Source organism: Aromatoleum sp., from assembly GCF_035254505.1.
GTDB lineage: Bacteria > Pseudomonadota > Gammaproteobacteria > Burkholderiales > Rhodocyclaceae > Aromatoleum.
In genome coordinates this window covers 1-22,892 of the sequence record NZ_DATFAO010000059.1, presented here as the reverse complement: position 1 = coordinate 22,892, position 22,892 = coordinate 1, and the positions used below count along the sequence as shown (strand labels likewise).

Annotated in this window: 18 protein-coding genes and 1 pseudogene; 11 read left to right on the top strand and 8 right to left on the bottom strand. The window is 65.9% G+C overall.

Going from position 1 to position 22,892, the window contains the following annotated elements:
* The first annotated feature begins 129 nt into the window (after positions 1–129).
* Positions 130–963 (top strand): posphoenolpyruvate synthetase regulatory kinase/phosphorylase PpsR, encoded by an 834-nt coding sequence (gene ppsR / locus VJ673_RS11885; protein ID WP_324126314.1) that lies wholly within the window; start codon positions 130–132, stop codon positions 961–963.
* A gap of 43 nt (positions 964–1,006) precedes the next feature.
* Complete coding sequence (locus VJ673_RS11880; RefSeq protein ID WP_324126313.1) at positions 1,007–2,176, top strand: DUF2863 family protein; 1,170 nt, start codon at positions 1,007–1,009, stop codon at positions 2,174–2,176.
* Between the two features lie 40 nt (positions 2,177–2,216).
* Here the strand turns inward: VJ673_RS11880 and VJ673_RS11875 are convergent, their stop codons facing one another.
* The 5 genes from VJ673_RS11875 to VJ673_RS11855 form a co-directional block, all read right to left on the bottom strand.
* Positions 2,217–2,900, bottom strand: a complete 684-nt coding sequence (locus VJ673_RS11875) for a DUF599 domain-containing protein (RefSeq protein WP_324126312.1) — start codon at positions 2,898–2,900, stop codon at positions 2,217–2,219.
* A 28-nt stretch (positions 2,901–2,928) separates the two neighbouring features.
* Positions 2,929–3,867, bottom strand: a complete 939-nt coding sequence (locus tag VJ673_RS11870; RefSeq protein WP_324126311.1) for an alpha/beta fold hydrolase — start codon at positions 3,865–3,867, stop codon at positions 2,929–2,931.
* 53 nt (positions 3,868–3,920) lie between these two features.
* Positions 3,921–6,275, bottom strand: coding sequence for a DNA internalization-related competence protein ComEC/Rec2 (locus VJ673_RS11865; RefSeq protein ID WP_324126310.1), 2,355 nt, complete (start codon positions 6,273–6,275; stop codon positions 3,921–3,923).
* A gap of 117 nt (positions 6,276–6,392) precedes the next feature.
* A complete protein-coding gene (gene lolD, locus VJ673_RS11860) occupies positions 6,393–7,079 on the bottom strand; it encodes a lipoprotein-releasing ABC transporter ATP-binding protein LolD (RefSeq protein ID WP_324126309.1) in 687 nt (228 codons plus the stop codon).
* Positions 7,072–8,325, bottom strand: a complete 1,254-nt coding sequence (locus VJ673_RS11855; RefSeq protein WP_324126308.1) for a lipoprotein-releasing ABC transporter permease subunit — start codon at positions 8,323–8,325, stop codon at positions 7,072–7,074. Before VJ673_RS11855 ends, lolD begins: the two co-directional genes overlap by 8 nt.
* Positions 8,326–8,623: 298 nt before the next feature.
* Here VJ673_RS11855 and VJ673_RS11850 point away from each other — a divergent pair, with 298 nt between their 5' ends.
* From VJ673_RS11850 to recJ, 5 genes are all read left to right on the top strand, one after another.
* Positions 8,624–10,294, top strand: coding sequence for an L-lactate permease (locus VJ673_RS11850; protein WP_324126307.1), 1,671 nt, complete (start codon positions 8,624–8,626; stop codon positions 10,292–10,294).
* Positions 10,295–10,382: 88 nt separating this feature from the next.
* Positions 10,383–10,850: a universal stress protein gene (locus VJ673_RS11845; protein ID WP_324126306.1), complete on the top strand. Its 468-nt coding sequence runs from the start codon at positions 10,383–10,385 to the stop codon at positions 10,848–10,850.
* A gap of 128 nt (positions 10,851–10,978) precedes the next feature.
* A complete protein-coding gene (locus VJ673_RS11840; RefSeq protein ID WP_324126305.1) occupies positions 10,979–11,242 on the top strand; it encodes a high-potential iron-sulfur protein in 264 nt (87 codons plus the stop codon).
* A gap of 138 nt (positions 11,243–11,380) precedes the next feature.
* Entirely contained in the window at positions 11,381–12,472 is a 1,092-nt protein-coding gene (locus tag VJ673_RS11835; protein WP_324126304.1) for a hypothetical protein, read from the top strand.
* Positions 12,469–14,160, top strand: coding sequence for a single-stranded-DNA-specific exonuclease RecJ (recJ, locus tag VJ673_RS11830; RefSeq protein ID WP_324126303.1), 1,692 nt, complete (start codon positions 12,469–12,471; stop codon positions 14,158–14,160). The genes VJ673_RS11835 and recJ overlap by 4 nt, the downstream gene beginning before the upstream one ends.
* Before the next feature lie 18 nt (positions 14,161–14,178).
* Here the strand turns inward: recJ and VJ673_RS11825 are convergent, their stop codons facing one another.
* Positions 14,179–15,327 (bottom strand): histidine kinase, encoded by a 1,149-nt coding sequence (locus VJ673_RS11825; RefSeq protein WP_324126302.1) that lies wholly within the window; start codon positions 15,325–15,327, stop codon positions 14,179–14,181.
* Positions 15,317–16,465, bottom strand: a complete 1,149-nt coding sequence (gene nosP / locus VJ673_RS11820; protein ID WP_324126301.1) for a nitric oxide-sensing protein NosP — start codon at positions 16,463–16,465, stop codon at positions 15,317–15,319. Before nosP ends, VJ673_RS11825 begins: the two co-directional genes overlap by 11 nt.
* A 177-nt stretch (positions 16,466–16,642) precedes the next feature.
* Between nosP and prfB the strand changes: the two genes are divergently transcribed.
* From prfB to VJ673_RS11800, 4 genes are all read left to right on the top strand, one after another.
* Positions 16,643–17,747, top strand: a protein-coding gene (gene prfB, locus VJ673_RS11815) for a peptide chain release factor 2 (RefSeq protein WP_324126300.1) whose coding sequence is annotated in 2 segments (ribosomal slippage) — positions 16,643–16,723 and positions 16,725–17,747 — 1,104 coding nt in all. Because the reading frame shifts where the segments join, the coding sequence is not laid out codon by codon here.
* A 30-nt stretch (positions 17,748–17,777) separates the two neighbouring features.
* Entirely contained in the window at positions 17,778–19,112 is a 1,335-nt protein-coding gene (locus tag VJ673_RS11810) for a hypothetical protein (protein ID WP_324126299.1), read from the top strand.
* Positions 19,112–19,819 carry a hypothetical protein gene (locus VJ673_RS11805; protein ID WP_324126298.1) on the top strand — a complete coding sequence of 236 codons (708 nt, stop codon included), beginning with the start codon at positions 19,112–19,114 and terminating at the stop codon, positions 19,817–19,819. The genes VJ673_RS11810 and VJ673_RS11805 overlap by 1 nt, the downstream gene beginning before the upstream one ends.
* Positions 19,819–22,608, top strand: coding sequence for an AAA family ATPase (locus VJ673_RS11800; RefSeq protein ID WP_324126297.1), 2,790 nt, complete (start codon positions 19,819–19,821; stop codon positions 22,606–22,608). Before VJ673_RS11805 ends, VJ673_RS11800 begins: the two co-directional genes overlap by 1 nt.
* Before the next feature lie 18 nt (positions 22,609–22,626).
* Here VJ673_RS11800 and VJ673_RS11795 read toward each other — a convergent pair.
* Positions 22,627–22,892, bottom strand: a pseudogene (locus VJ673_RS11795) (acyl CoA:acetate/3-ketoacid CoA transferase); the annotation flags it as partial.

Genomic DNA, 22,892 nt, shown 5'->3' with positions numbered 1-22,892 from the left:
ATGACGTAACGGGTCATGGGGATGGCCTTCCGATTTTGTTGGGGAGAAAGCAAAATGTGATTTTAGCGACAAATGCTGCCCTGCCGCATCCGCAGGTTTTCCCCAATACCCGTTTTTTTGGCCTGGACAATGAGCGAAACTTCCACACGTACCGTCTTTTTCATCTCCGACGGCACCGGTATCACCGCGGAAACGCTGGGCCACAGCCTGCTCGCGCAGTTTCCGGACTCTGTTTTCCGTCAGGTGCGGGTCCCCTTCGTCGACGACCTCGACAAGGCCATCGAGGTCACGCGCCAGATTCGGGAAGCGCGCTTGAACGACGGCGTCCGGCCGATCGTGTTCAGCACGCTCGTCAATCCGCATCCTCAAAGCGGGCTGCGCGACGCCGACGCGCTGTTCGTCGATCTCTTCGACCAGTTCATCGTGCCGCTCGAGTCCGAACTCGGCCAGCGCTCGACCCACACGGTCGGCCGCTTCCACGGCATCGCCGACAGCAGCACCTACAAGGCCCGGATCGAAGCGATCAACTTCGCGATGGCCCACGATGACGGGGTCTCCACCGACGGCGAACTCGCGGACGCGGACGTGATCCTCGTCGGCGTGTCGCGCTCGGGCAAGACGCCGACCAGCCTCTACCTCGCGATGCAGTTCGGGGTGAAGGCGGCGAACTACCCGCTGATCCCCGAAGACTTCGAGCGCAACAAGCTGCCCGGCGAACTGCACCGCCACCGCCCGAAGCTCTTCGGCCTGACCATCGCCGCGGAGCGCCTATCGCAGATCCGCCAGGAACGCCGCCCCAACAGCCGCTATGCGTCGATCGACAACTGCCGCTTCGAAATCGAGGCCGCACAGAAGCTGATGCGCCGCGAAAACATCCAGTGGCTCGATTCCACCACGAAGTCCATCGAAGAGATTTCGGCTACCATCCTTCAGGCCGTGAGGCTGAACAAGCCCGCCTACTGACTCGCCGTTGCATCTCTGCAACGCCTCCCGAACAGGAACATCAATGAAAAGAACCCGCCAGAAACGCCGCGGCGGCCTGGGCCGTGACGCAGAACAACTCATCTGGCTCGCAACGGGGCTGGCCCAATCGGGTAGCCGTGCCGAAGACCAGCACTGGGAACAGCAACTGGTGACGGCTATCGACCGCCTTCTCGAAGAAGGGGACGAGGAAACGCTCAACAACGCGCTCGACCATCTCTATAGCGCTGACACGCGCGGCTACGACGAGCTCGCGGACTTCGTCGAATCGCGCGCCGAAAGCGCCGGCGCGGTCGGCCTCGAGCACGACGTCCTCTTGATCGCGGCGCCCGTGCTGGCCTGGTCCCGCTACCGGATCCCCGCCAACACGATCCCGGCGGCCGTCCTCTCCAACCTGAGCGTCCATCTGCAGGCGCACGTGTTCGGCAGCAAGGTCAAGCTCGCGCTCGCCGACTTCCTGTTCAGTCCCGACCAACTGCCGCAAGGCTATTGCGCGACTGCGAACTTCGCCGCCGAACTGGCGCGCGCCGCGATCGCCGGCCATGACTTCAAGATCGAGACCGCGGATATGCCGGAAACGGCCCAGTTCCTGTCCGACACCCGCTATGTCCTCGGCGCGATCGTCGTGCCGCGCGGCGAGGCGCTGTTCGGCTGGCAGGAACCCGATCGCAGCCGCGATGACGCCCTCAACCAGTGGCGCATGCAAGGCGGCGCCTGCCTCGCCCCGCTGCTGCCTGGTTGCGCGATGGAGGTCGTACTGCCGGACGCCTACTTCGCAGCGAGCCGTCTGGCCGACAACCATAGCCGTCCGTATTCGATCCGCGCGTCGGTCGCCTTCCTCGGCACCGAGCTGGAAACGCCGGCATCGAACCTGCGCGCGGTCATCGCCCCCTTCCACGACCGGGAACTTCAGGAATATCGCGTCGGCCTTACGCTGCGCGGCACCGAGCAAGTCGTGCACGGCGTCGTGTGGCCGCTGCTGGGCGCAGACGACCAGAGCGTCGAGGGGACGGCCGAGATCGAGGCGGTGCTGCGCGATTGCGGCGTCACCGACATCGTGAACCTCGAACATCGCTTCCCGCTCGAATACTGCGACGATTGTGGCGCCCCGCTCTACCCCTCGCCCGAGGGCGAGATCGTGCATGCCGAGATGCCCGAGGAACACGGCGAACAGCCGCCTCGGCACCTGCACTGACGGCTCCGGGCATGCGCGCGGAGCCCCGTCGCGCATGCCTTTACTCGTCGCTCTTCCGCATCATCGCCAGCAGCGGCGATGCGAAGTCACGCTGATATAGCACGGCCAGGACGAGGGTCGTTACGCACACGAAGAGCCACGGCTGGACGAACCACGTCACCGCCGCGAGGCCGAAGTAGTACGAGCGGATGCCACGATTAAACTCGTCGCCGGCGAGCGAATTGACGGTCGCGAGACGCTCGGCCGCCTCCTCGGCGGGCTGGCCCGTCATCCCTGTTGGACTCGCGCCAATCAGGATCGACAGCATGTTGAACTGCCGCAGCGACCAAGTGAACTTGAAATACGCGACGACGAACACGGTCAGCAGCAACACTAGCTTCACCTCCCCTAGCTCGCGCGACGTCTGGCGTGCGAACGGCAGGTCCGCGGCAAAGCGGATCAGCGGGTCCATCGCACCGAGCACCGCAAGCAGGCCGGCGATGATGTAGATCGTCGTGTTTGCATAGAAGGACACGCTCTGCATCAGGTTGCCGACGAGCGCGGCATCGGTCATCCGCAATTCGCGCCCGAGCATCTGCCGCGCCCACTGCAGGCGAAAGCGGTGGCTTGCGCCCATCAGTCCGTGCTGCGCCCAGCGGCTGCGTTCCGAAAGCCAGCCGTAGCCGCCCCAGACCAGCAGGAACCAGCCGAGCGCGCACCAGTCGAGAAGCGAGACGGTGCTCATGAAGGCTCTTTCCACCGCCTGCTGTCCCTCAACGATCCAGCAGGAAACTGCCGACCACTGCGATCTGCGCCGGATCCATCAGCATCGGCGCATGGCCGACGCCCGGGATTTCCGCCAGCCGCGCGCGCGGCCCCTGCTCCGACATCCGCTGGAAGGTTGACGGTTCCAGCAGATCCGACTCCGCCCCGCGAATCACCAGCGTCGGGCAATGAATCGCGTTGTAGACCTCCCACAGGTCGACGTCCGCGACGACGGGCATGGCACGGAAGACCTCGCCGATCCCCGGGTCGTAAATCATTGCGAAGCCGCCGTTGACGGGCCGCACCGAGTGCCGGGTGATGTGCTGCCACTGCTCGTCAGTCAAGGGCCCGAAGGTCGCACTGACGACGCGGATCCACGCTTCGGCCTCCGCCATCGTCGGGAACTTCGGCGCATTGCCGACATACTCGCCGATCCGCCTCAATGAAACGGCGGTGATCACGGGTCCGACGTCGTTCAGCACGAGGCGGGAAATCGGCGTGTGCGGCTGACTCGCGAGCAACATGCCGATCAGCCCTCCCATTGACGTGCCCACCCAATGCACGGTATCGGCGTCGAGACGGGCGAGTAGCGTCACCATGTCCGACACGTAGAGCGGAAAGCCGTAGTCGCCCTTCACTCCGAGCCAGTCGCTACGGCCGCGTCCTACGACGTCGGGACACACAACGCGGTAGTGGTCGGCGAGCTCCTGTGCGAGGAAGTCGAAATCGCGGCCGTTGCGCGTCAAACCGTGCGCGCAGATCAGCACCTTGCGATTGGCCGGGTCTCCCCATTCGGAATACGCCATGCGATGCAGGCCGTGCGGCCCGATGCACTGGACGCTCTTCTCGCGCAGCCCGTGATAGGGTCGCGCCACCGGCGCCGCACGATGCTCGACCAGCGGCGGAGCGGGCTGAAACAGTCGACGCAGGGTATCGAGGAGGCTCATGGAATGGTCTTCTGCGATGGGGATGAGCCAGTGTAACAGCATGCCGGCATCGCTCAATGGCCATACCAGTATCGCGCCTGCGCTGATCGCAGCGCCTCCACCGTCATGCGCGGCGAAGCGAACTCGACACGGATTGCGCCCTGCCGGTCGGTCCGCCAGCCCCTCGCACCGGCCTCCGTCCAGCGTTCGACGACGGAGGGACTCGGGTGATGGTATTGATTCAGGTAACCCACCGAAAAGATCGCCTCACGTCCCCCGCTCGCGGCGATGAAGTCCGCGCCCGACGAGGTCTTGCTCCCGTGGTGGGCGACCACGACGACATCACTCGCGAGACGCTCCGCGCTCCGCTCGCGCATGCGACGCTCGGCCGGAAGCTCGACGTCGCCGAGCAGCAGCGCTGAGCCGTTCGGCGATGCAACGCGCACGACACAGGAATGATCGTTGTCACCATGTAAGGACGGCTCCTCCGCCGCCGGATGCAGGATCTCGAACTCGACGCCGTCCCACTGCCACCGATCTCCCGCGACGCACTCTCTGACGGGCATTGTCGCTGCGTCTGAGGGGAGCCGATCGCGCGGCAGATTGGTGAGGAGTTCAACCACCGGAATTCCTTCGACGAGCGATTTTGCGCCGCCCGTGTGATCGAGATCGTCATGGGAAATCACCACACGATCCAGCCGCGGAATGCCCTCTGCCTGCAGATAGGGAACGATGACGCGTTCGCCCGCATCACTCTCGGCGCCGTACGCGGGCCCGGTGTCGTACATCAGGTCGTGCCGCGCCGTCTGCACATGGACCGCCGTGCCGTTTCCGATATCCAGGACGACCAGTCGAAATCCGCCCGGCCCAGGGCGCGGTGGCGACCACGCGAGCATCGGCAGCACCGCCAGCATCCCCATGTAACGGGCGGGCGTGCCGCGCGGGAGGAACATCCACCCCACGCCCGCCACCGCTGCAGCGACCAGCGCGCCTGGAGCGGCTGCCTGCTGCCACATCGCGAAAGGCAAGTTCGCGACCCAGCCGAGAAAGACCATCAGGAGCCCCATCAGCCAATGGGCGAGGTGGAGCAAGGGCGCGAACGGCACGACGATGGCGACCAGGACGAGCGGGGTGATGAGGAAGCTGACGGCAGGAATCGCCAGCGCGTTGGCGATCGGCGAAACGATCGAGAAGGCGTTGAACAGCGCCAGCGTCGCCGGCAGGCTCGCGAAGGTGATGCCCAACTGCATCCCGACCGTGGCGCGCCAGCCCTTCGCCGTCTCAAGCCGACCGCCGAGCATGTACATGATCACGCCCGCGGCGAAGAAGGAGAGCCAGAAGCCGGCCGCGACCACAGCCCAGGGATCGACGACGAGCACGCACAACAACGCCAGCGCCAGCACGCGGCTACCGTGCGCTTCGCGTCCAAACAGCAAGGCCAGCGCGACGACCGCCAGCATGATCAGCGATCGTTGCGTCGGAATCCCGAGCCCGGCGAGCACCGCGTAGGCCGCAGCGGCGCAGAACCCGGCGGCGGCAGCGGCCTTCATCGCCGGTAGTCGCAACACCTTGCGTGTGGACCGGCGCCACTTCCAGCCGACGAGCCAACCGACCAGCAATCCGACCATTGAAACGTGCAAGCCGGAGATGCTGATCAGGTGGGCGACACCCGTCTTGCGAAAAACCGTCCATTGCTCGTCGGGGATCGCGCGCTGATCCCCGACCGCAAGGGCGATCAGCACGCCCGCGAATTCCGCATTCGGCAGCGCCGCGGCAAATCGCGTGCGGATCGAATCGCGCAGGCGATGGACATAGGCCATCGGCGCGAACACGTTGGCGTCGAGCCGGACTGCCTCGCCGCCCTGCCGCACGTGTCCCGTCGCGCGTACGCCCCGTTCGAGCAGCGAGGCCTCATAGTCGAAGCCGCCAGGGTTGGCGAAACCGTGGGGCTTCTTCAATCGAACCGTGAAGCGCCATCGTTCTCCGGGGCGCACCATCGGCATGTAACCCCGGACGACGCCCTTGCGCTCGAAGCTGCTCGACGACAACAGGATATGGCTCGGCACCGGTCCGTCCGCATGTTCCACCGCGAACATGAAGCGCACGCCATTGCGGATCAGGTCTGGCAGATCCTCCACGACGCCCGTGACGACGACGTCCCGCCCCTCCCAATCCGACGGCAGCTCGTCGCCGATGCGCCACTGCGCACGCAGCACTGCCCAACCGAGCCCCACCAGAAACGCCAGCACCAACACGCCGGCCCGCAGCACATTGGCCGACAACCCGTCGCGACGATGCTGGACGAAGAGCGCGGCCGCCACGATCGCGACGCCAAGCGTCGCAAGAAGAAGAGTCGTGAGAGTGGGCAGCTCGGGCAGCCGCTGGCACAGCCAAGTCCCGAGCGCAAACGCAACAATTGCCAATCGCATAATCCCAGGATCATGCGGGTTCGGACGACTGCAGCGCAAGTCTCACGTATCAGGCCGGGCGTGGCCCATGAAAAAGGGGCGCCGCAGCGCCCCATTGCTTACGCCCGCCGAAACCGATTACACGAGGCTGCCGTCGTCCAGCCGCAAGGTGCGTTGGGCGCGCCGCGCGAGCGTCTCGTCGTGGGTGACGATGACGAAGCTCGTCGCGAGCCTTTCATTCAGGCTCAGCATCAGCTCGAAAATCACCTCGGCGGTTGTGCGGTCGAGATTGCCGGTCGGTTCGTCGGCGAGCACGCAAGCGGGCTGCGTGACCAGCGCGCGCGCAATCGCCGCACGCTGGCGCTCCCCGCCCGAAAGCTCTCCGGGCGTGTGGTCGAGCCGGTGCCCGAGTCCCACCTCGCGCAGCATCACCGCCGCGCGCTCGTCGGCTTCACGCCGGTCCATCCGGCGGATGTAGAGCGGCATCGCGACGTTTTCCAGCGCTGTGAATTCGGGCAGCAGATGGTGAAACTGATAGACGAATCCGAGCGACTCGTTGCGCGCCCGGCCCCGCTCGGCGTCCGACATAGCGGAAAATTCGCGTCCCAGCAGCTGCACGCTCCCGGCGCTCGGGACGTCCAGGCCGCCCAGCAGGTGCAGCAGCGTGCTCTTGCCCGAACCCGACGCACCGACGATCGCGACGCGTTCCCCGCGCCCGAGCTGGAGCGACACGTCCTTCAACACGTCGACCGCTGACGGACCTTCGCGGAAGGTCTTCGACAGATTGCTGCAGCTCAGCACCATTTCGCTCATCCGATCACTCATAGCGCAGCGCCTCCGCGGGATTCACTCGGCTCGCACGCCAGCTCGGATAGAGCGTCGCGACGAGGGTCAGGACGAAGGACACGGACACGATGGTCACGACGTCGGACCACAGCACTTTCGACGGCAGTTCGCTGATGAAATAGACCTCCCTGTTCCACAGCGTCGCGCCGGTGATCTTTTCCAACGCGGGAATCACGACGTCGAGATTGTGAGCGAGCAGGAGCCCCCCGGCGACGCCGCCGAGCAAGCCCACCATGCCGATCACCGCGCCCTGGAGCACGAACACCGTCATGATCGATCGCGGGCTCGCCCCCAGCGTGCGCAGGATCGCGATGTCGGCCTGCTTTTCCTGCACGGCCATCACGAGCGTCGACACGATGTTGAATGCCGCCACGGCAACGATCAGGAACAGGATCACCGTCATCATCGTCTTCTCGATTGCGACCGCCCGGAAGAAATTGGCGTGAGTGCGCGTCCAGTCGCTGACCATCATGTTGCCGTCAAGCGTCAGCGCAATTTCCGACGCCACCCGGGGCGCCGCGAAAAGGTCGTCGAGCTTGAGCCGCACGCCGCTCACGCGGTCGTCCATGCGGTAAAGGACTTGCGCATCCTGCAGGTGGATCAGCGCGAGCCCGGAATCGTATTCATACATTCCCGCCTCGAAGACGCCAACCACCTCGAACTGCTTGACGCGCGGCAGCACGGCGGCGGGCGTGACGAGGCCTTGCGGCGCGATCAGCGTGACCTTGTCGCCGACCCGGGCGCGCAACGCGTACGCCAGATCGCGACCGAGCACGATCCCGAAGCGGCCCGGCTTCAGGTCCTCCAGGCTGCCCGTGCGCATATGCCGCGCGAAATCGGCGACCTGCTCTTCCGCGCCGGGGAGCACGCCGCGCACGATCGTCCCGCGCACGTTCTGGTCGAAGGACAGCATGCCCTGCTCCTGCACGTAGGGCGCTGCGGCCCGTACATCCGGGTGGTGCACCGCCTGGTCCGCCACCTGTTGCCACGACTCCAGTTCCCCGTCGTTGCCCGAAATCTGGATATGCGCAGCGACGCCGAGAATGCGGGTCCGCAGCTCCTCCTGAAAGCCGTTCATCACGGACAGCACGACGATCAAGGCCGCAACGCCGAGACCGGTGCCGAGCATCGACACCAGTGAGATGAAGGAAATGAAACGGTTGCCCCCCTGCGCACGCCTGCGCGAGCGGGTATATCGCAGTCCTACCAGAAATTCGTATCGCATCGCACTCGGCATGGCCGCAAGGCCGGCTTGCAAAGTCCGGCATTGTGCCGGGGAAGGCCGTCCTTGGGGAGGGAAAACGTTTCTCGCGGTGACCGGGGCCGCGTCGGCGCGGCGTCCGGCGCCTCGGCATCTTCAACCAACAATTTGTCTGACAAGTGATTTTTGTCTTGCGCAATAAGGGATTACGGCAACAGGGTTAATCCCTCTAGCGGCGAAATCGGCACCTCCCTATCGTACGAGCCGCGTAAGCAGCGTTATTTCTATAGCAACAAGCGAGCACATCCGGGAGGACACGATCTTGGTCTGGCAACAGCTTTACGATCCATTCAACAACATCTGGCTATCCAGCGCGGTGGCGGCGATTCCCGTCGTCGTGATGCTGGTCGGCCTCGGTTTCATGCACATGAAGGCGCACATCGCCGCGGGCCTCGGTCTCGGTAGCGCGCTGCTGATCGCGATCTTCGTGTTCGGCATGCCGGCCTCGATGGCGGGTAACGCAACGCTGTATGGCGCGATGTTCGGCTTGCTGCCGATCGGCTGGATCGTGCTCAACATCATCTTCCTGCACCAGCTGACGACCGAAAACGGCTCGTTCAAGGTGCTCCAGCAAAGCCTCACCGGCATCACCGATGACCGCCGCCTGCAGTTGCTGCTGATCGCGTTCAGCTTCGGCGCGTTCTTCGAAGGCGCAGCCGGCTTCGGCACCCCGGTCGCCGTGACTGGCGCGATCCTGATCGGCCTCGGCTTCTCGCCGCTCGCCGCCTCGGGCCTCGCGCTGATCGCCAACACCGCGCCGGTGGCCTATGGCGCGCTCGGCACCCCGGTGATCGCGCTCGCCGCCGTCACCGGTCTGGACCTCGGCGAACTGTCTGGCATGATCGGCCGCCAGCTGCCCTTCTTCTCGCTGCTGGTGCCCTTCTGGCTGATCTGGGCCTTCGCCGGCTTCCGCGGCATGATCCAGATCTGGCCCGCGATCTTCGTGGCCGGTATCACCTTCGCCGTTCCGCAATACCTAGTGTCGAACTTCCACGGCCCGTGGCTCGTCGACGTCGTCGCTGCGATCGTGTCGATGATTTCGCTGATCCTGTTCCTGAAGGTGTGGAAGCCGAAGCAGGTGTGGACCTCGACCGCGCTCAAGGGCCGCAAGGACGACTCCGCCAGTCAGGTCCCGGCCGCAGAGCCCGTCGATGCCGCCGTGCGTCCCAGCGGCCGTGCCGTATTTGCCGCGTGGCTCCCGTGGATCATCCTGACGGTCTTCGTGTTCATCTGGGGCATCCCGGACGTCAAGAAGTGGCTCGACGGCATCTCCATCGTGAAGATCCCCTTCAGCGGCCTGCACAACCTGATCGAGAAGATGCCGCCGGTGGTCGCGGAACCGCACAAGGAAGCGGCCATCTACTCGCTCAACTGGCTGTCGGCCACCGGTAGCGGCATCTTCATCGCGGCGATCCTCTCGGGTCTGCTGATGAAGTTCAACCTCGGCAAGCTCTTCGCGATCTACTGGCGCACGATCAAGCTGGTCCGGCTGTCGCTGCTGACGATCGTGATCATGCTCGGCCTCGGCTATCTGACCCGCTACTCGGGCCTCGACGCCACCCTCGGCCTCGCCTTCGCCAACACCGGCTCGTTGTACCCGCTCTTCGGCACCCTGCTTGGCTGGCTCGGCGTCGCGCTGACCGGCTCGGACACCGCGGCCAACGTGCTTTTCGGCGGCCTGCAGAAGGTCACCGCCCAGCAGCTCGGCCTCAATCCGATCCTGATGGCGGCGGCGAACAGCTCGGGCGGCGTGATGGGCAAGATGATCGACGCGCAATCGATCGTCGTCGCCAGTACCGCGACCCGCTGGTTCGGCCACGAAGGTGACATCCTGCGCTACGTGTTCTTCCACTCGATCGCGCTGGCGGTGCTGGTGGGCTTCCTCGTGACGCTCCAGGCCTACGTCTTCCCCTTCACCGCGCTGGTGCACTAAGCGCGAACACCGGGGCTGCGGCAAAGTCCAACGATGCCCGGCCCCGTGCCTGAATCTGCCCATACTCAGTTCCAAGCGGAGCACTACCATGTACAAGAGGATTCTCGTTGCTGTCGATGACAGCGCCACCTCGAACGCCGCCCTTGCCGAAGCGATCACCCTGGCCAAGACGCTCGGCGCCGCGCTGCGGATCGTGCACGTCGCCGACGAGGCGCCGATCCGCCATGCCGTCGGCCTCGAAGCCGTGCTCGACGTCTCGCAAGCGGAAAAGGCCATGCGCGACGCTGGCAAGGCCCTGCTCGAAACCGCTGCCCGCACCGCTGCCGATGCTGGCGTGCAGGCCGACACGGCGCTCCTCGAAGCGGACGGCCAGCTCGATACTTCGCATCGCCGCGTCGCCGAATGGATCATCGAAGGCGCCACGGCGTGGCAGGCCGACGTGATCGTCGCCGGCACGCATGGCCGCCGCGGCTTTGCGCGTCTCTTCGTCGGCAACGTCGCCGAGGATCTCGTGCGCCTCGCCACCACCTCCCTGGTGCTGGTGCGGGGCAAGTAACAAGGAAGCCGCAATCTCTGAAGGGTGCGCGACAGCGCACCCTTTTTTTGCCGTCAGCATATTTTTATGACACTTTGATGTAACATGCGCCAGTCCCGACGTGGGACTTTCCTTCTGGAGATTTGTCGATGAATCCGTCCCGTCGCAACCTGCTGAAGATGGGGGGCGCAGCCCTCGCGATGATTCCGGTCGTGGCTGTCGCCGCCAAGAACGACAGCATCCGCACCACGATGAGATACAAGGGTTCGCCCGAAGGCGACAAGAAGTGCGCCGACTGCGGCCTCTTCGTCGCGGGCGCATCCGCGACCGACGCCGGATCCTGTAAGGTCTTCCCGGGCGACACCGAAATCTCCCCCAACGGCTACTGCATGGCCTGGGCCCAAAAGGGCTGATCCTCCCGACGGCCCCAGCGCGCCAGCCTGCGGGCCCCTTCACCCTCGCCTCGCTCCAATCCCGCTGCAAACTGACGGCCACCGGCGCAGCCCGGTGCCCTGTGCTAGACTCGGCGCGCTTTTCTCTTCGGCCGCCTCATGCAGATTCACCTCGTCATTCCCGGCCTGATCTGGCCCGGTGCATCGGTCGTCAGTCCGGCCTCAGGTTTGCACTTGCCCGCCCTGGCGCGACTGCTCGGCCTCGGCCAACGCCACGTCGCACCCTTCGAACCGCTGGACCGCCAGCTGGCCCGTCTGCTCGGGTATCCCACCTCGGGCGCAGACGACGAGACCCTACCCCTTGCCGCACTCCGTCGTCTCGGCGAAGACACCGCGCCGCCCCCCGCCGCTTCGCACTGGCTATGTGCCGACCCGGTCAACCTCTCGTTCGCACGCGAACATCTGCTGCTCAACGAGTTTCCGGAAGACGAGCTGTCCCCGGACGAAGTCGCCGCGCTGACCGACACGCTGAACGAGACGTTCTCGGATATCGGCGAGTTCGAAGCCTGCACGTCCGCCCGCTGGTACCTGCGTCTCTCGGCCCCGATGCGCGCGCGGCTCTACCCCTTGCATGACGTCATCGGCCGCCCCATCCAGCATTTCCTGCCGGAAGGCGAGCACGCGCGCCTCTGGCAGCGCACGATGAACGAAATCCAGGTCGTGCTGCACAACCATCCCGTCAATCAGGCAAGGGAAAATGCCGGTCGCCGACCCGCGAACAGCTTGTGGCTCTGGGGTGCCGGCGAGCTCGCGCCAGCGGCAACGAAACCTACGGCCGCAGTCCAGACCCGCGAACCCCTGACCCGCGGTCTCGCACGTGCCGCGGGCATCGACCCCATGCCCCCCGACCGCACGGCCGCTCTGAAAGGCGAGACGGTCGTCGTCCTCGACTCCCTGCTCAAGCCTGCCTTGCAGCTCGATATCGACCACTGGCGCAACACGCTGGTCGGCCTCGAGCAGGAATGGTTCGGGCCGCTCGCCGATGCACTTCGCAATCGGCGTGTGCGCGGTCTGCGACTGACCGCGCCCGGCGACCGCGGAACGCTCGAACTCACGGTCCGGGCGAGCGACAACTGGAAGTTCTGGCGTAAGCCGCATGCCTTCGACGCGCTGTTGAAAGCGATGGCGCCGCCTCCCGCGCCAATCGGCGATGCTCCACAAGCCGCCGAGTCCGGAAGATTTGAACAATGACGCAGATCCAACCCCGCGCCATCCCCGCGCGTGCCATGCAACGCCTGATCGACGGCGGGACCCATCCGCTTCTTGCGCGCATCTACGCCGCGCGCGGCATTACGCGGCGCGAGGAACTCGACTACGGGCTGAAGTCCCTGCTCCCGCCGGACGCGTTGAAGGGCACACGCGAAGCCGCGCAACTCCTCGCCGACGCGATCGAAGCCGGCGCACGGATGCTGATCGTTGCCGACTACGACTGTGACGGCGCCACCGCCTGCGCGGTCGGCGTCCGCGCGCTGCGCGCCTTCGGTGCCGACGTGGGCTACCTCGTGCCCAACCGCTTCGAATACGGCTACGGGCTGACGCCTGCGATCGTCGAACTGGCGGCACGCATGGAGCCGGACGTGTTGATCACCGTCGACAACGGCATTGCCAGCGTCGAAGGCGTCGCCGCAGCGCGCGGCTACGGCATGGCGACCGTGATCACCGACCATCACCTCCCGGGCGACACGCTGCCCGACGCCGACGTGATCGTGAACCCGAACCAGCCCGGCTGCGACTTCCCGAGCAAATCGCTCGCGGGCGTCGGCGTCATGTTCTACACGATGCTGGCGCTGCGTGCCGAGTTGCGCGACCGCGGCGCCTTTGCCGGCGGCAAGGAGCCGAACCTGGGCGAGTTGCTGGACCTCGTCGCGCTCGGCACGGTTGCCGACGTCGTGCGGCTGGACCACAACAACCGCATCCTCGTCTCCCAGGGCCTTGCTCGCATGCGCGCGGACCGGATGCAGCCGGGTATCCGCGCCCTCTTCGCCGCCGCCAGCCGCGATCCGGCGCGCGCCAGCACCTTCGACATGGGCTTTGGCCTCGGTCCGCGACTCAACGCGGCCGGACGGCTCTCGGACATGAGCCTAGGCATCGAGTGCCTCGTCACCGACGACATGGGCCGCGCGCTGAACATCGCGCAGGAACTCGACAAGCTCAACCGCGAACGCCGCAACATCGAACAGGACATGCAGGAAGGCGCACTCGCGCGGCTCGCGGGCTTCGACCCCGGCAACACCGCCACCGTAAGCCTGTTCGAGCCGGACTGGCACCAGGGCGTGATCGGCATCGTCGCCGGACGCATCAAGGAAAAGCTGCACCGCCCGGTGATCGCGTTCGCGCGCGGCGACGAAGGCGAATTGAAGGGCTCCGGACGCTCGATTCCGAACCTGCACCTGCGCGACGCGCTCGACCTCGTCAGCAAGCAGCACCCCGAACTCATCCTGCGCTTCGGCGGCCACGCGATGGCGGCCGGGCTCACGATCCGCGAAAGCGAATACAGCCGCTTCCAGGCCGTGTTCGAGGACGCGGTGCAGTCGCTCGTTTCGCCCTCGGACCTCACCCGCACCCTGGACACGGACGGCCCGCTGGAGTCAGGCTACATGAGCCTCGAATCGGCACGTCTGCTCGAACAGGACATCTGGGGCCAAGGCTTCGCGGCCCCCGTCTTCGACGACGTGTTCCGCGTCGACAACCAGCGGCTGATGAAGGACAAGCACCTGAAGCTGCAGCTCTCGAAGAACAACGTCCGCTTCGACGCCGTACGCTTCAATTTTGCCGACGGCGCCCCGTCGCAGATCCGCGCGGCCTATCGGCTTGCGCCGAACGAGTACAACGGCATCACCAGCCTGCAACTGATGCTCGAATACTTCGAAGGCGCGTGACCTCGGATCGGCGCCGCCTCACGCGGCCCGGTGCAGCGGAAGCCTCACGGTGAAAGTCGTCCCCTGTCCGGGGCGACTATCGACGTCGATACGACCGCCGTGCTTCTGCACGATGCCGTAGGACACCGACAGCCCAAGGCCCGTACCAGCCCCCACCGGCTTGGTGGTGAAGAAGGGGTCGAAGATCTTCGGCAGGATTTCGGGAGGAATTCCCGATCCGTCGTCGGCGACGGCAGCCCATACTTCGTTGCCGTCACAGCCGGTCCTCACGGTGATCGTCCCCCGCCCCTTGATCGCCTGCGCAGCGTTCACAAGCAGGTTGAGGAATACCTGATTGATCTGTGCCGCAATGCACTCGACGGGCGGCGCATCGTGGTAGTCACGCACGACCGACGCCTTGTACTTGATCTCGTTGGCGGCGACGTTGAGGGTGCTCTCGATGCCTTCGCGAAGATCGAACAGCTGCCATTCTGAGCTGTCGACGCGCGAGAAATCGCGCAAATCCTGAACGATGCGCCGCACCCGGCTCGCGCCATCGATCGATTCGGCAATGAGTTGCCGGACATCGTCACGCATGAAGTCGAGATCCGCGGCCTCCTTCGCGGCGATGATCCGGCTTCGCGCGTCCGCCCCTTCAGCGAGCAGCGGTTCGCTCTCTTCATAGACGCCGATCAGTGAAAGGAGCGACTCGACGTATTTTGCGAGCGTGGAAAGATTTGAATTGACGAAACCGATCGGATTGTTGATCTCGTGCGCGACGCCGGCTGCGAGTTGTCCGATCGATGCGAGTTTCTCGGACTGCAGCAGCTGGTTGTGCGCCTCTTCGAGCTTGCCGATCAGAATCCGTTGCTCCTCCTTCTCGACCTCGAGCGCCTCCTGCGCGCGCCGGCGCTCTTCGATCTCGCGCTGCATCTCTTCGCGTGCCGAGTGCAGTGCGCGATTGATCTTCTCGTTTTCGCGCACCGCCATTTCCAGCTCCCGCGTGCGCACGCGGACCTGCTCTTCGAGCGTCACGGCGGTCTGGAACAGGCTGAACGCCGACCCCTGCATGCTGGTGCTGCGCTCGGCGCGATTCATCAGGGCGGTCACGATCTTGTTCAGCCGTACGATCTCCGCCTGCAGCCTGGCTTCTTCGGCCCCCTGCCCGGCGCCGGCTTCACTCGCCATGTTGCCTCTCGTCGCTGCCGATCGCGATGCCGGTCAAGGTCTGATTCACATGAACGCCGCCGTATTGCTCGCCGTAGGTGCTGAAGCCCACCGCGTTGTTCTGCCTGAGAAGTTCCTCGACGGCCGCTTTGCTCCCGTCCTGGGAAATTTCGAGGTTGCGCAGGATGCAGTCGCAGGTGAGCAACAGTTGGGGCGGACCGATCTCTTCCTTCAAGCCCTGCAGCGTCTTCTCGAGGTTGGAGACGAGTCCCGTGCCACGGGCGACACGCAGGACCAAGCCTTCGTCGATCGCACAATAGAAGGTCAGGCTACCGTCCGGCTCGGCTCTCTGGATCGAGCGTACGTAGTCGGTGCCGTCGATCACGACGACGACGGGCGACGCCGCGAAATGGGCCGGATCGAGCTGGTCAGGATTGACGCCAATCAGCCGAGCGTATTCCTCCGCCGCAGGCAGCCCGTTGATTTCCCGCACCACGCGGCGATCGGCGTCGGCCTCGGTCACGACCAGCCGTTCGTCGAGCGATACAAAGTGCTGCGTCTTGAAGGTGCGGAAAGGAAGGTTCGTCGAGATCAGCACCAGCACGGCGCTGTCGGTGCGGAAGCGGCCTTCGTGGAACACCCAGGTCCGCTCGAACTTCAGGTCGTCGCCCGCGGATCCACCGAAAAGCGGAATGTCGCCCAATGCCGCCTGGAGCGTCCTGGTCACCGGCTCTTCCCGGATCGACAGGCCGTCAATCAGCAGAAAGCCGAAAGTGTTGCCGAACCCCGCGCCGGGTGTACGTTGCTCCAGCCGTTGCAGCAGCGACTGGGCGACCCCTTTGCCATGGGCAATCGAGAAATCCTTCAGATCGTCGAGGGCAGCCGTGACGGCGGTACACGTGTCCGCCGGGAAACTGACGCCCGACAGCGAGCTGTCCCGATAGCCGAGCGGCCCGATTTCACCCGCGGTCGTGCATCCCACGACGGTGATGTTGCCGAAGAGGCCGTTGATCTCGTCGGCGAGTTCGTCGAGCTTGTATGCACTCGAACAGAAAAACAGCACCAGTTCGGTGTCGGCCTGGACCAGGCCCTGATGAAGCTCCCGCACTGCCGTCCGGGCGTCAGCCGCGCTGGAGTGTGCTCTACGTATCTGGCTCATGGTGAATCCCCTGAGTGACAAGACCCCCTCGCATCTGTAATGAATGAGGTTATCACTAACTGCGGATCGAGGTGCAGTGCGGACCGACAAAGCCAAGCAAGGCCGAGAAGCACGGCCTTCGATGCCGGGGCCGGGTATAATGTCCGGTTTCCCGAAAGAATTCGCCGGAGCCTCATCATGGAAGCCGAACGCCTCAACGCCATCGCCCAGAAACTCGACGACCTGCACGCCCGGGGCCGCGAACTTCGGAGGTATCTTTGACTACGACGAGAAATCGTCGAAGCTCGAAGAAGTAACCCGGGCGCTGGAAGACCCGGCCGTCTGGAACAACGCCGAAAAGGCGCAGGAACTCGGCAAGGAAAAGCGCCAACTCGAGGACGTGGTCGTCAACCTGCGCGACATCGAACAGATGTCGGTCGACCTGAAGGAGCTGTTCGAACTCGCACAGGCCGAGGATGACGAGGACACGCTCTCCGCAGTCGAAGATGATCTCGCTCCTCTGGAAGGCAAGGTTCACACGCTGGAGTTCCGCCGGATGTTTTCGAATCCGATGGACCCGAACTCCTGTTTCATCGAAATCCAGGCCGGCGCCGGCGGCACCGAGGCGCAGGATTGGGCGGGCATGCTCGAACGGATGTACCTGCGCTATTGCGAGCGCAAGGGCTTCAACGTCGAATTGATGGAAGAATCGGAAGGCGAAGTCGCGGGCATCAAGAGCGCGACGATCAAGGTCGGCGGCGAATACGCCTACGGCTTCCTGCGCACTGAGACCGGTATCCACCGACTGGTTCGCAAGAGCCCGTTCGACTCCAACGCGCGCCGTCACACGAGCTTCTCGTCGGTGTTCGTCTTCCCGGAAGTCGATGATTCGATCGAGATCGACATCAACCCGGCGGACCTGCGCATCGACACCTACCGGGCTTCGGGCGCGGGCGGCCAGCACATCAACAAGACCGACTCGGCGGTGCGGATCACGCACGAGCCGACGGGTGTGGTCGTGCAGTGCCAGAACGACCGTTCGCAGCACAAGAACAAGGCCGAGGCGATGTCGATGCTGAAGGCGCGGCTGTATGAGCTGGAACTGCGCAAGCGCCAGGCCGAGCAGCAGAAGCTGGAAGACTCGAAGAGCGATATCGGCTGGGGCCACCAGATCCGTTCCTACGTGCTCGACCAGTCGCGCATCAAGGATCTGCGCACCAACTACGAAGTCGGCAACACTCAGGCGGTGCTCGACGGTGACCTCGAAGACTTCATCGCTGCGAGCCTGAAGCAGGGCGTCTGAGCGCCAGGCTCTGCGCCCGCATCACCTTGCATGACGCCCGACCTCACTGATTTTCTCGCCCCCGGCGTGGCCGCGGACGATGTGCCCGAACTGGCCACACTCGCCGCGGCCCAGCCGCTGATCGACGCCTTCATCACGCTGTTCCGGGGCTCCGAAGCCGAAGTCCTGCTGCGCCTGCTGGTGCTGCGGGAGATCGGCCAGGAGTCCGAATCGCCGCGCTGGTCACCCGACGCGCTGCGCTCGCGCTTCACCTATCTGGACCCGGTGAAGCTCGAAACGGTGCTCAAGCGCCTGCGCGACAACGCGATCCTGAGCTTCGGCGAAGACGGCCTGTACTACCTCTCCGACATCGGTCGGAACGCCGTCGCGGCCGTGACGATGCTGCTGCGCTTCTCGACCGAGGAGGATGCCGAGCTGGGTTTCCTGACCGCGCAGCTCGCCGGCCTGCAGGCGGTCGGCAGCGTCACGCCGGAAGCACTCGGGCACCTGCTGTCGAAGCTCAACGACCTCACCTGGCATTTCGAGGAGGCGATCGCCTCCGGGTCGGAATTCCACATCCAGCGTGCCCGCCGCCGCCTGTCGGCGAACGAGCGCTGGCTCGGACGCGGCACCGAAATCCTCAACAGCCTGCTCGCCGACCCCGACGTCCCGTTCGAGATCGCGCGCGTCGCGCAGCGCATCGGCCTCGCGCAGTCGCGCCTCGCCCGCGTCGACGCCGGTTTCCAGCGCGCGCTGAACAAGATCGAGGCGCAGCGCGTCACGCTCGGCGCGTCCGGCATCTCCTCGTCCGACGTGGCGGCTTGGCTGCGCGGCCTGTCGGCTGAGCAACTCGCTGGCTTCGCCGAGGAGGCGCTCGCGACCGTGCCGAATGTGACGCTTCTGGCGGGCGGTCACGAACTGCTCGACCGCGCCGAAGCGGTGCTGTCCGACGACGTGCGCGAGCACGAGGAAGACGTCGCGTTGCCTCCGCCCGACACCGCAGCCGTCAGCCAGGCGCCCGAGCAGGACGACCTCGCCCTGCTGCAGCATTTCACGCGGCGCATTGGCGCGCTGCCCCGGCAAGTGCCGCTGCAATACGTCGTCGCGGGCGGCGGCTTTGCCCATGCGGCCTATCGCCTGTCCCTGCTCGCCCTCCTCGCCGACGGCGAATCGGCAGGGCCGGCCGACGGCCCGATCGGCGACTTCATGCGCCTGCCGGTCGACGTGCACTTCGGCGACCACCTCGTCGAAGTCGACGAGGACGAGATCGCGCGCATGTCCGAAGGCAGCATCGCCCCGCGTCACACTCCGGCGCCACTCACCGCCCCGCTCGCGGCCTCTCCCGCGCCCTCGACGGCGGCCGACCCGACTCTCACCGACGCCTGATGGAACACGAACTCAAGACACTGACTGCGCGACTGCTCGCCAATCGCTGGCTGCCGCGCAACGACCGACTGGTGCGCCGCGCGCTCGTCGATGAAGCTTTCCGCGTCGAACTCGATCACCGTCTCGCCGCCGTCGGCCTCCAGCTGCAGGACAACCCCTACGCCGGCCACGTCGCGGCGGCGCTGACACCCGACATGATGGAGCCCGTGTTCGGCGCGCGTCGCGAATACGCCGCGAGTAACGCCGGCCTGACCCGTGACGAAGTCGCACTCCTCGTCGTGATCTGGTCACTGATCGTGCTGCCCAAGCGCGAACGCCAGGTCACGCGGCGCGAGCTCGCGGACGAGGGCCAGGGCGACATGTTCGGCGCCGAGAAACCCGTCGCGCACGGTGACACGGTCTCGGCCGGTCTGTCCGAAGCCTCACTGATCGCCGATTTCGGCGCGGCCCTTGGCGGCCGGACGAAGGTCAAGAACTTCATGCTCGGCAAACTCGCCCGCCTCGGCTTCATCGAGCGCCGCAACGGCATCCTCAACGAGGGGCCGCTCCTCGACGTCGCCCTCGACTACCGCGTGCTCGCCGACCGCATCATCCACGGCACGCTTTCCGACGTTCTGTCCCGCGCCGGGCATCAACTGCCCGAGAGCAACGCCTTCGAACAGGCCGACGTGCTCGCCGACGAGGAATTCGGCGAGGAGGACGCCTGATGTTCCATATTAAACGACTCGAACTCGTCCACTGGGACTACTGGCGCCGTTTCACGCTGCCGCTCGACGCGCAGATCATCACCATCGTCGGCCCCAACGGCTCGGGCAAGACGACACTGCTCGATGCGCTGCGCACCCTCTTCGCGCTGCGCTGCTCGGGCAAGCGCGACTTCCGCCGCTACGTGCGCCGCGCCGAGCGCAGCTTCGCGTGGATCCGCGCGGTCGTCGCGAACCAGCCGGGGGCGAGCGGCCGCCGGCCGTTCTTCCCCTGCCTGAACGACGAAGTCACCCTCGCCTGCCGCATCCGCCGCGCGGGCGGCGAATGGACGCGCGACTACACGATCCTCGATGGCGACCAGCCGATCGAAATCCTCGAACACGGCGACGACTGGGTGGGCCTGCGCGACTACCAGAACCGCCTCGCCTGGGGCGGCCTGACCCCCGCGATCGCCAAGGTGCTCGCGCTCGAGCAGGGCGACACCGACAAGCTGTGCGAATACTCCCCGAAGGCGCTGCTGGAGCTCGTCTTCGACGTCTTCGGCGACAAGGAAGTGCTCGACAACTACGAGGCCGCCCGAGCGGAGCAGAAGAGCGCCGAGCACGAGCTCGAAGATCTCGGGCTCGACCTCGACCGCCTGCGCGCGCAAGCCGAAGGGCGCCGCCTCGAAGCCGACAACTACCTGCAGTGGAAGCAGCTCAGCGACGAAGCCCAGGCCCTCGACGCCGAGGTCATTCCGCGCCTCGAAGTCTCCGAACTCGCCCGCGACATCGCGGCCGAGCGGATCGAACTTGCGCGCCAGGGCGAAGAACGCATCGAACGCCAGGCCGAGCGCCGTGCTGCAAAGCAGCGCATCGAAGAAGTCCAGGCGGAAAAGACGGATGCCGAAACCGAACGACGCCGGCTACGCGCGACGCTGGATGACGCCGAGTCCAACCACATCGCGACGCACGACGAAGTGCGTGACGCCGAGAAGCTGATCGCCGAACGCGACGCGCTGCGCGCCCAGCTCGCCGCCGAACACGGCGCGGACGCGGTCGAACTCGAACGCGAACACGAAGCGGCCGAATCGAAGCTACTCGAACTGCGTAAGCGCGAGCGCGAACTCGTCGCCCAGTTCGAGGAGAAGTCCCAGACGCTGCGCAACGCCCGCTCGCGCAGCGGCCCGTCGAGCGACCCGGAAGTCGCACGCTTCCGCTCCCTGCTCGATGAGGAAGGCATCGCACACCGCGGGCTCGCCGAGATCGTCGAAGTCACCGACACGACCTGGCAGGCCGCGCTCGAAGCCGTGCTGCGCCCCTATCGCAACGTGATCCTCCTCGAACGCGAATCCGACCGCCACGCCGCGTGGGCGCTCGGCGAACGCGAGCGCTTCCGCCACTTCGTGGTCCCCGAGCGCGAGGAAGCGCCGCCCGCGACCCTGCGCAGCCTCGCAGAAGTCGTCCGATTCTCGGCACCGGTCCCGCGCTGGCTTTCCGACTTGCTGAACCGCATCCGCCGCGTCGACAGCGTCGAATCCGCTCGCGACCTGCCGCGCGAACAGGAATGGATCACGCGCGACGGTTACCACCGCGAGCGGCGCGGCGCGCGCCACCTCGGCCGCCCGACTGAATTCCATTTCGGCGAACTCGCCCGTCAGGCCCGGATCGAGCAGCTCGAAGCGGAGATCCTCGCACTCGACAAGCAGCTCCACGCTCTGCGCCCAAAGGCCGCCGATGCCGCCGAGCGTCTGACCGGCCTGCGCCAACGTCTGCTCGGCCTACAATCGGCCCAGCTGCTGGCCGCCAAGGCCCAGGCCTACGCGGAAGCCGAAGAAGCCCTGCCTGCTGCCCGCGCAGCGCTGACCGCTGCGATCGCCGAGCGCGTCGAAGCCAAAGGCGCACTCGACCAGCTCAACGGCAAGCTTTCGGGCATCGACATCGAGATCGACCGCCGCAACCGCGAGTTGCGCGCGCTCGAAACCCGCCTCGGCGAACTCGAACGCGACACCGCTCCCCGCCGCCGCACGCAGGCTGAACGGATCCAGCGTCTGCGCCGGCTGCGACGCGGCATGCCCGCGCACTGGCGTAACCCCGCCGACATCGCGTTGCTCGCCGAACGCTACGAGAATGCCGCCGCCGCTCGGCGCGAACGCGATCGTCTGCGCGCCCGTCTGAACGAAGGCGACTGGGTCACCGATCCCTCGGCACTCACGCTGTCCGAACGCCTCAAGGCCGACGTCACGCAGCGCGAACGGGACTACGAAAGCCGCCAGGGCTACTGCGCCACGTCCCGCCGACTGACCGAGGAGGCCCGCGCCGCCTACGTCGCGAAGCTGCGTGCGACGGTCCGCCAGTACGCGAAGAACCTGAAGGCACTGGCCGACCTGGCCAACGTCAGCATCGAATGCCCGACCCCGACGCTCGCCGAAGACGACCTCTCGCTCGGCCACGCCGGCCTCGAAGTGCGCTTCGACTTCGACCGCAAGGGCGCGGTGGGCCTCAACGACGGCGAAGCGTCGGGCGGCCAGCAGGTCATGAAGTCGCTGATCCTGCTGATCGCGCTGCTGATGGACGATGCCCGCCCCGGCGGCTTCGTCTTCATCGACGAGCCCTTCGCCCACCTGGACGTCGCCAACATCGACCGGGTCGGGACCTTCCTGCGCGCGACCCGCGCCCAGTACCTGATCACGACGCCGGTCACCCACAACGCCAACGTCTTCGCGCCGGCGCAGCTCACGCTCGTGACGCGCAAGAAGAAGCCGGGCGACGACTGGGCACCGACGATCGGGGTGCTGGCGCGCGCGATCTGACCGTCGCGCGAGCCACCCTCACGCCATTCGAACGGACGCTGCCGCTCGCGGCGTCCGTTCGAGACGCCGGGCCGATGGCAGTTCCAACATCTCGCCACGCAGCGCCATCGGCTCGCCCTGGAACAGGCGGGCGTCCATGAGCCGCGGCTTTCCGCGCATGATGGGCCGAAAATCCATTTTGTCGAGGATGTCCCGCTCGAGGTCGACACCGGGGGCGATCTCGGTGAGCTCAAGGCCATCCTCGCCGAGCCGGAAGACGCAGCGCTCGGTGATATAGAGCACCG

Excerpts from the sequence above, each read along its gene's own strand:
- ppsR (WP_324126314.1), top strand. The coding sequence starts at position 130 with ATGAGCGAAACTTCCACACGTACCGTCTTTTTCATCTCCGACGGCACC.
- VJ673_RS11880 (WP_324126313.1), top strand. The coding sequence starts at position 1,007 with ATGAAAAGAACCCGCCAGAAACGCCGCGGCGGCCTGGGCCGTGACGCA.
- VJ673_RS11875 (WP_324126312.1), bottom strand. The coding sequence starts at position 2,900 with ATGAGCACCGTCTCGCTTCTCGACTGGTGCGCGCTCGGCTGGTTCCTG.
- VJ673_RS11870 (WP_324126311.1), bottom strand. The coding sequence starts at position 3,867 with ATGAGCCTCCTCGATACCCTGCGTCGACTGTTTCAGCCCGCTCCGCCG.
- VJ673_RS11865 (WP_324126310.1), bottom strand. The coding sequence starts at position 6,275 with ATGCGATTGGCAATTGTTGCGTTTGCGCTCGGGACTTGGCTGTGCCAG.
- lolD (WP_324126309.1), bottom strand. The coding sequence starts at position 7,079 with ATGAGTGATCGGATGAGCGAAATGGTGCTGAGCTGCAGCAATCTGTCG.
- VJ673_RS11855 (WP_324126308.1), bottom strand. The coding sequence starts at position 8,325 with ATGCGATACGAATTTCTGGTAGGACTGCGATATACCCGCTCGCGCAGG.
- VJ673_RS11845 (WP_324126306.1), top strand. The coding sequence starts at position 10,383 with ATGTACAAGAGGATTCTCGTTGCTGTCGATGACAGCGCCACCTCGAAC.
- VJ673_RS11840 (WP_324126305.1), top strand. The coding sequence starts at position 10,979 with ATGAATCCGTCCCGTCGCAACCTGCTGAAGATGGGGGGCGCAGCCCTC.
- VJ673_RS11835 (WP_324126304.1), top strand. The coding sequence starts at position 11,381 with ATGCAGATTCACCTCGTCATTCCCGGCCTGATCTGGCCCGGTGCATCG.
- recJ (WP_324126303.1), top strand. The coding sequence starts at position 12,469 with ATGACGCAGATCCAACCCCGCGCCATCCCCGCGCGTGCCATGCAACGC.
- VJ673_RS11825 (WP_324126302.1), bottom strand. The coding sequence starts at position 15,327 with ATGGCGAGTGAAGCCGGCGCCGGGCAGGGGGCCGAAGAAGCCAGGCTG.
- nosP (WP_324126301.1), bottom strand. The coding sequence starts at position 16,465 with ATGAGCCAGATACGTAGAGCACACTCCAGCGCGGCTGACGCCCGGACG.
- VJ673_RS11810 (WP_324126299.1), top strand. The coding sequence starts at position 17,778 with ATGACGCCCGACCTCACTGATTTTCTCGCCCCCGGCGTGGCCGCGGAC.
- VJ673_RS11805 (WP_324126298.1), top strand. The coding sequence starts at position 19,112 with ATGGAACACGAACTCAAGACACTGACTGCGCGACTGCTCGCCAATCGC.
- VJ673_RS11800 (WP_324126297.1), top strand. The coding sequence starts at position 19,819 with ATGTTCCATATTAAACGACTCGAACTCGTCCACTGGGACTACTGGCGC.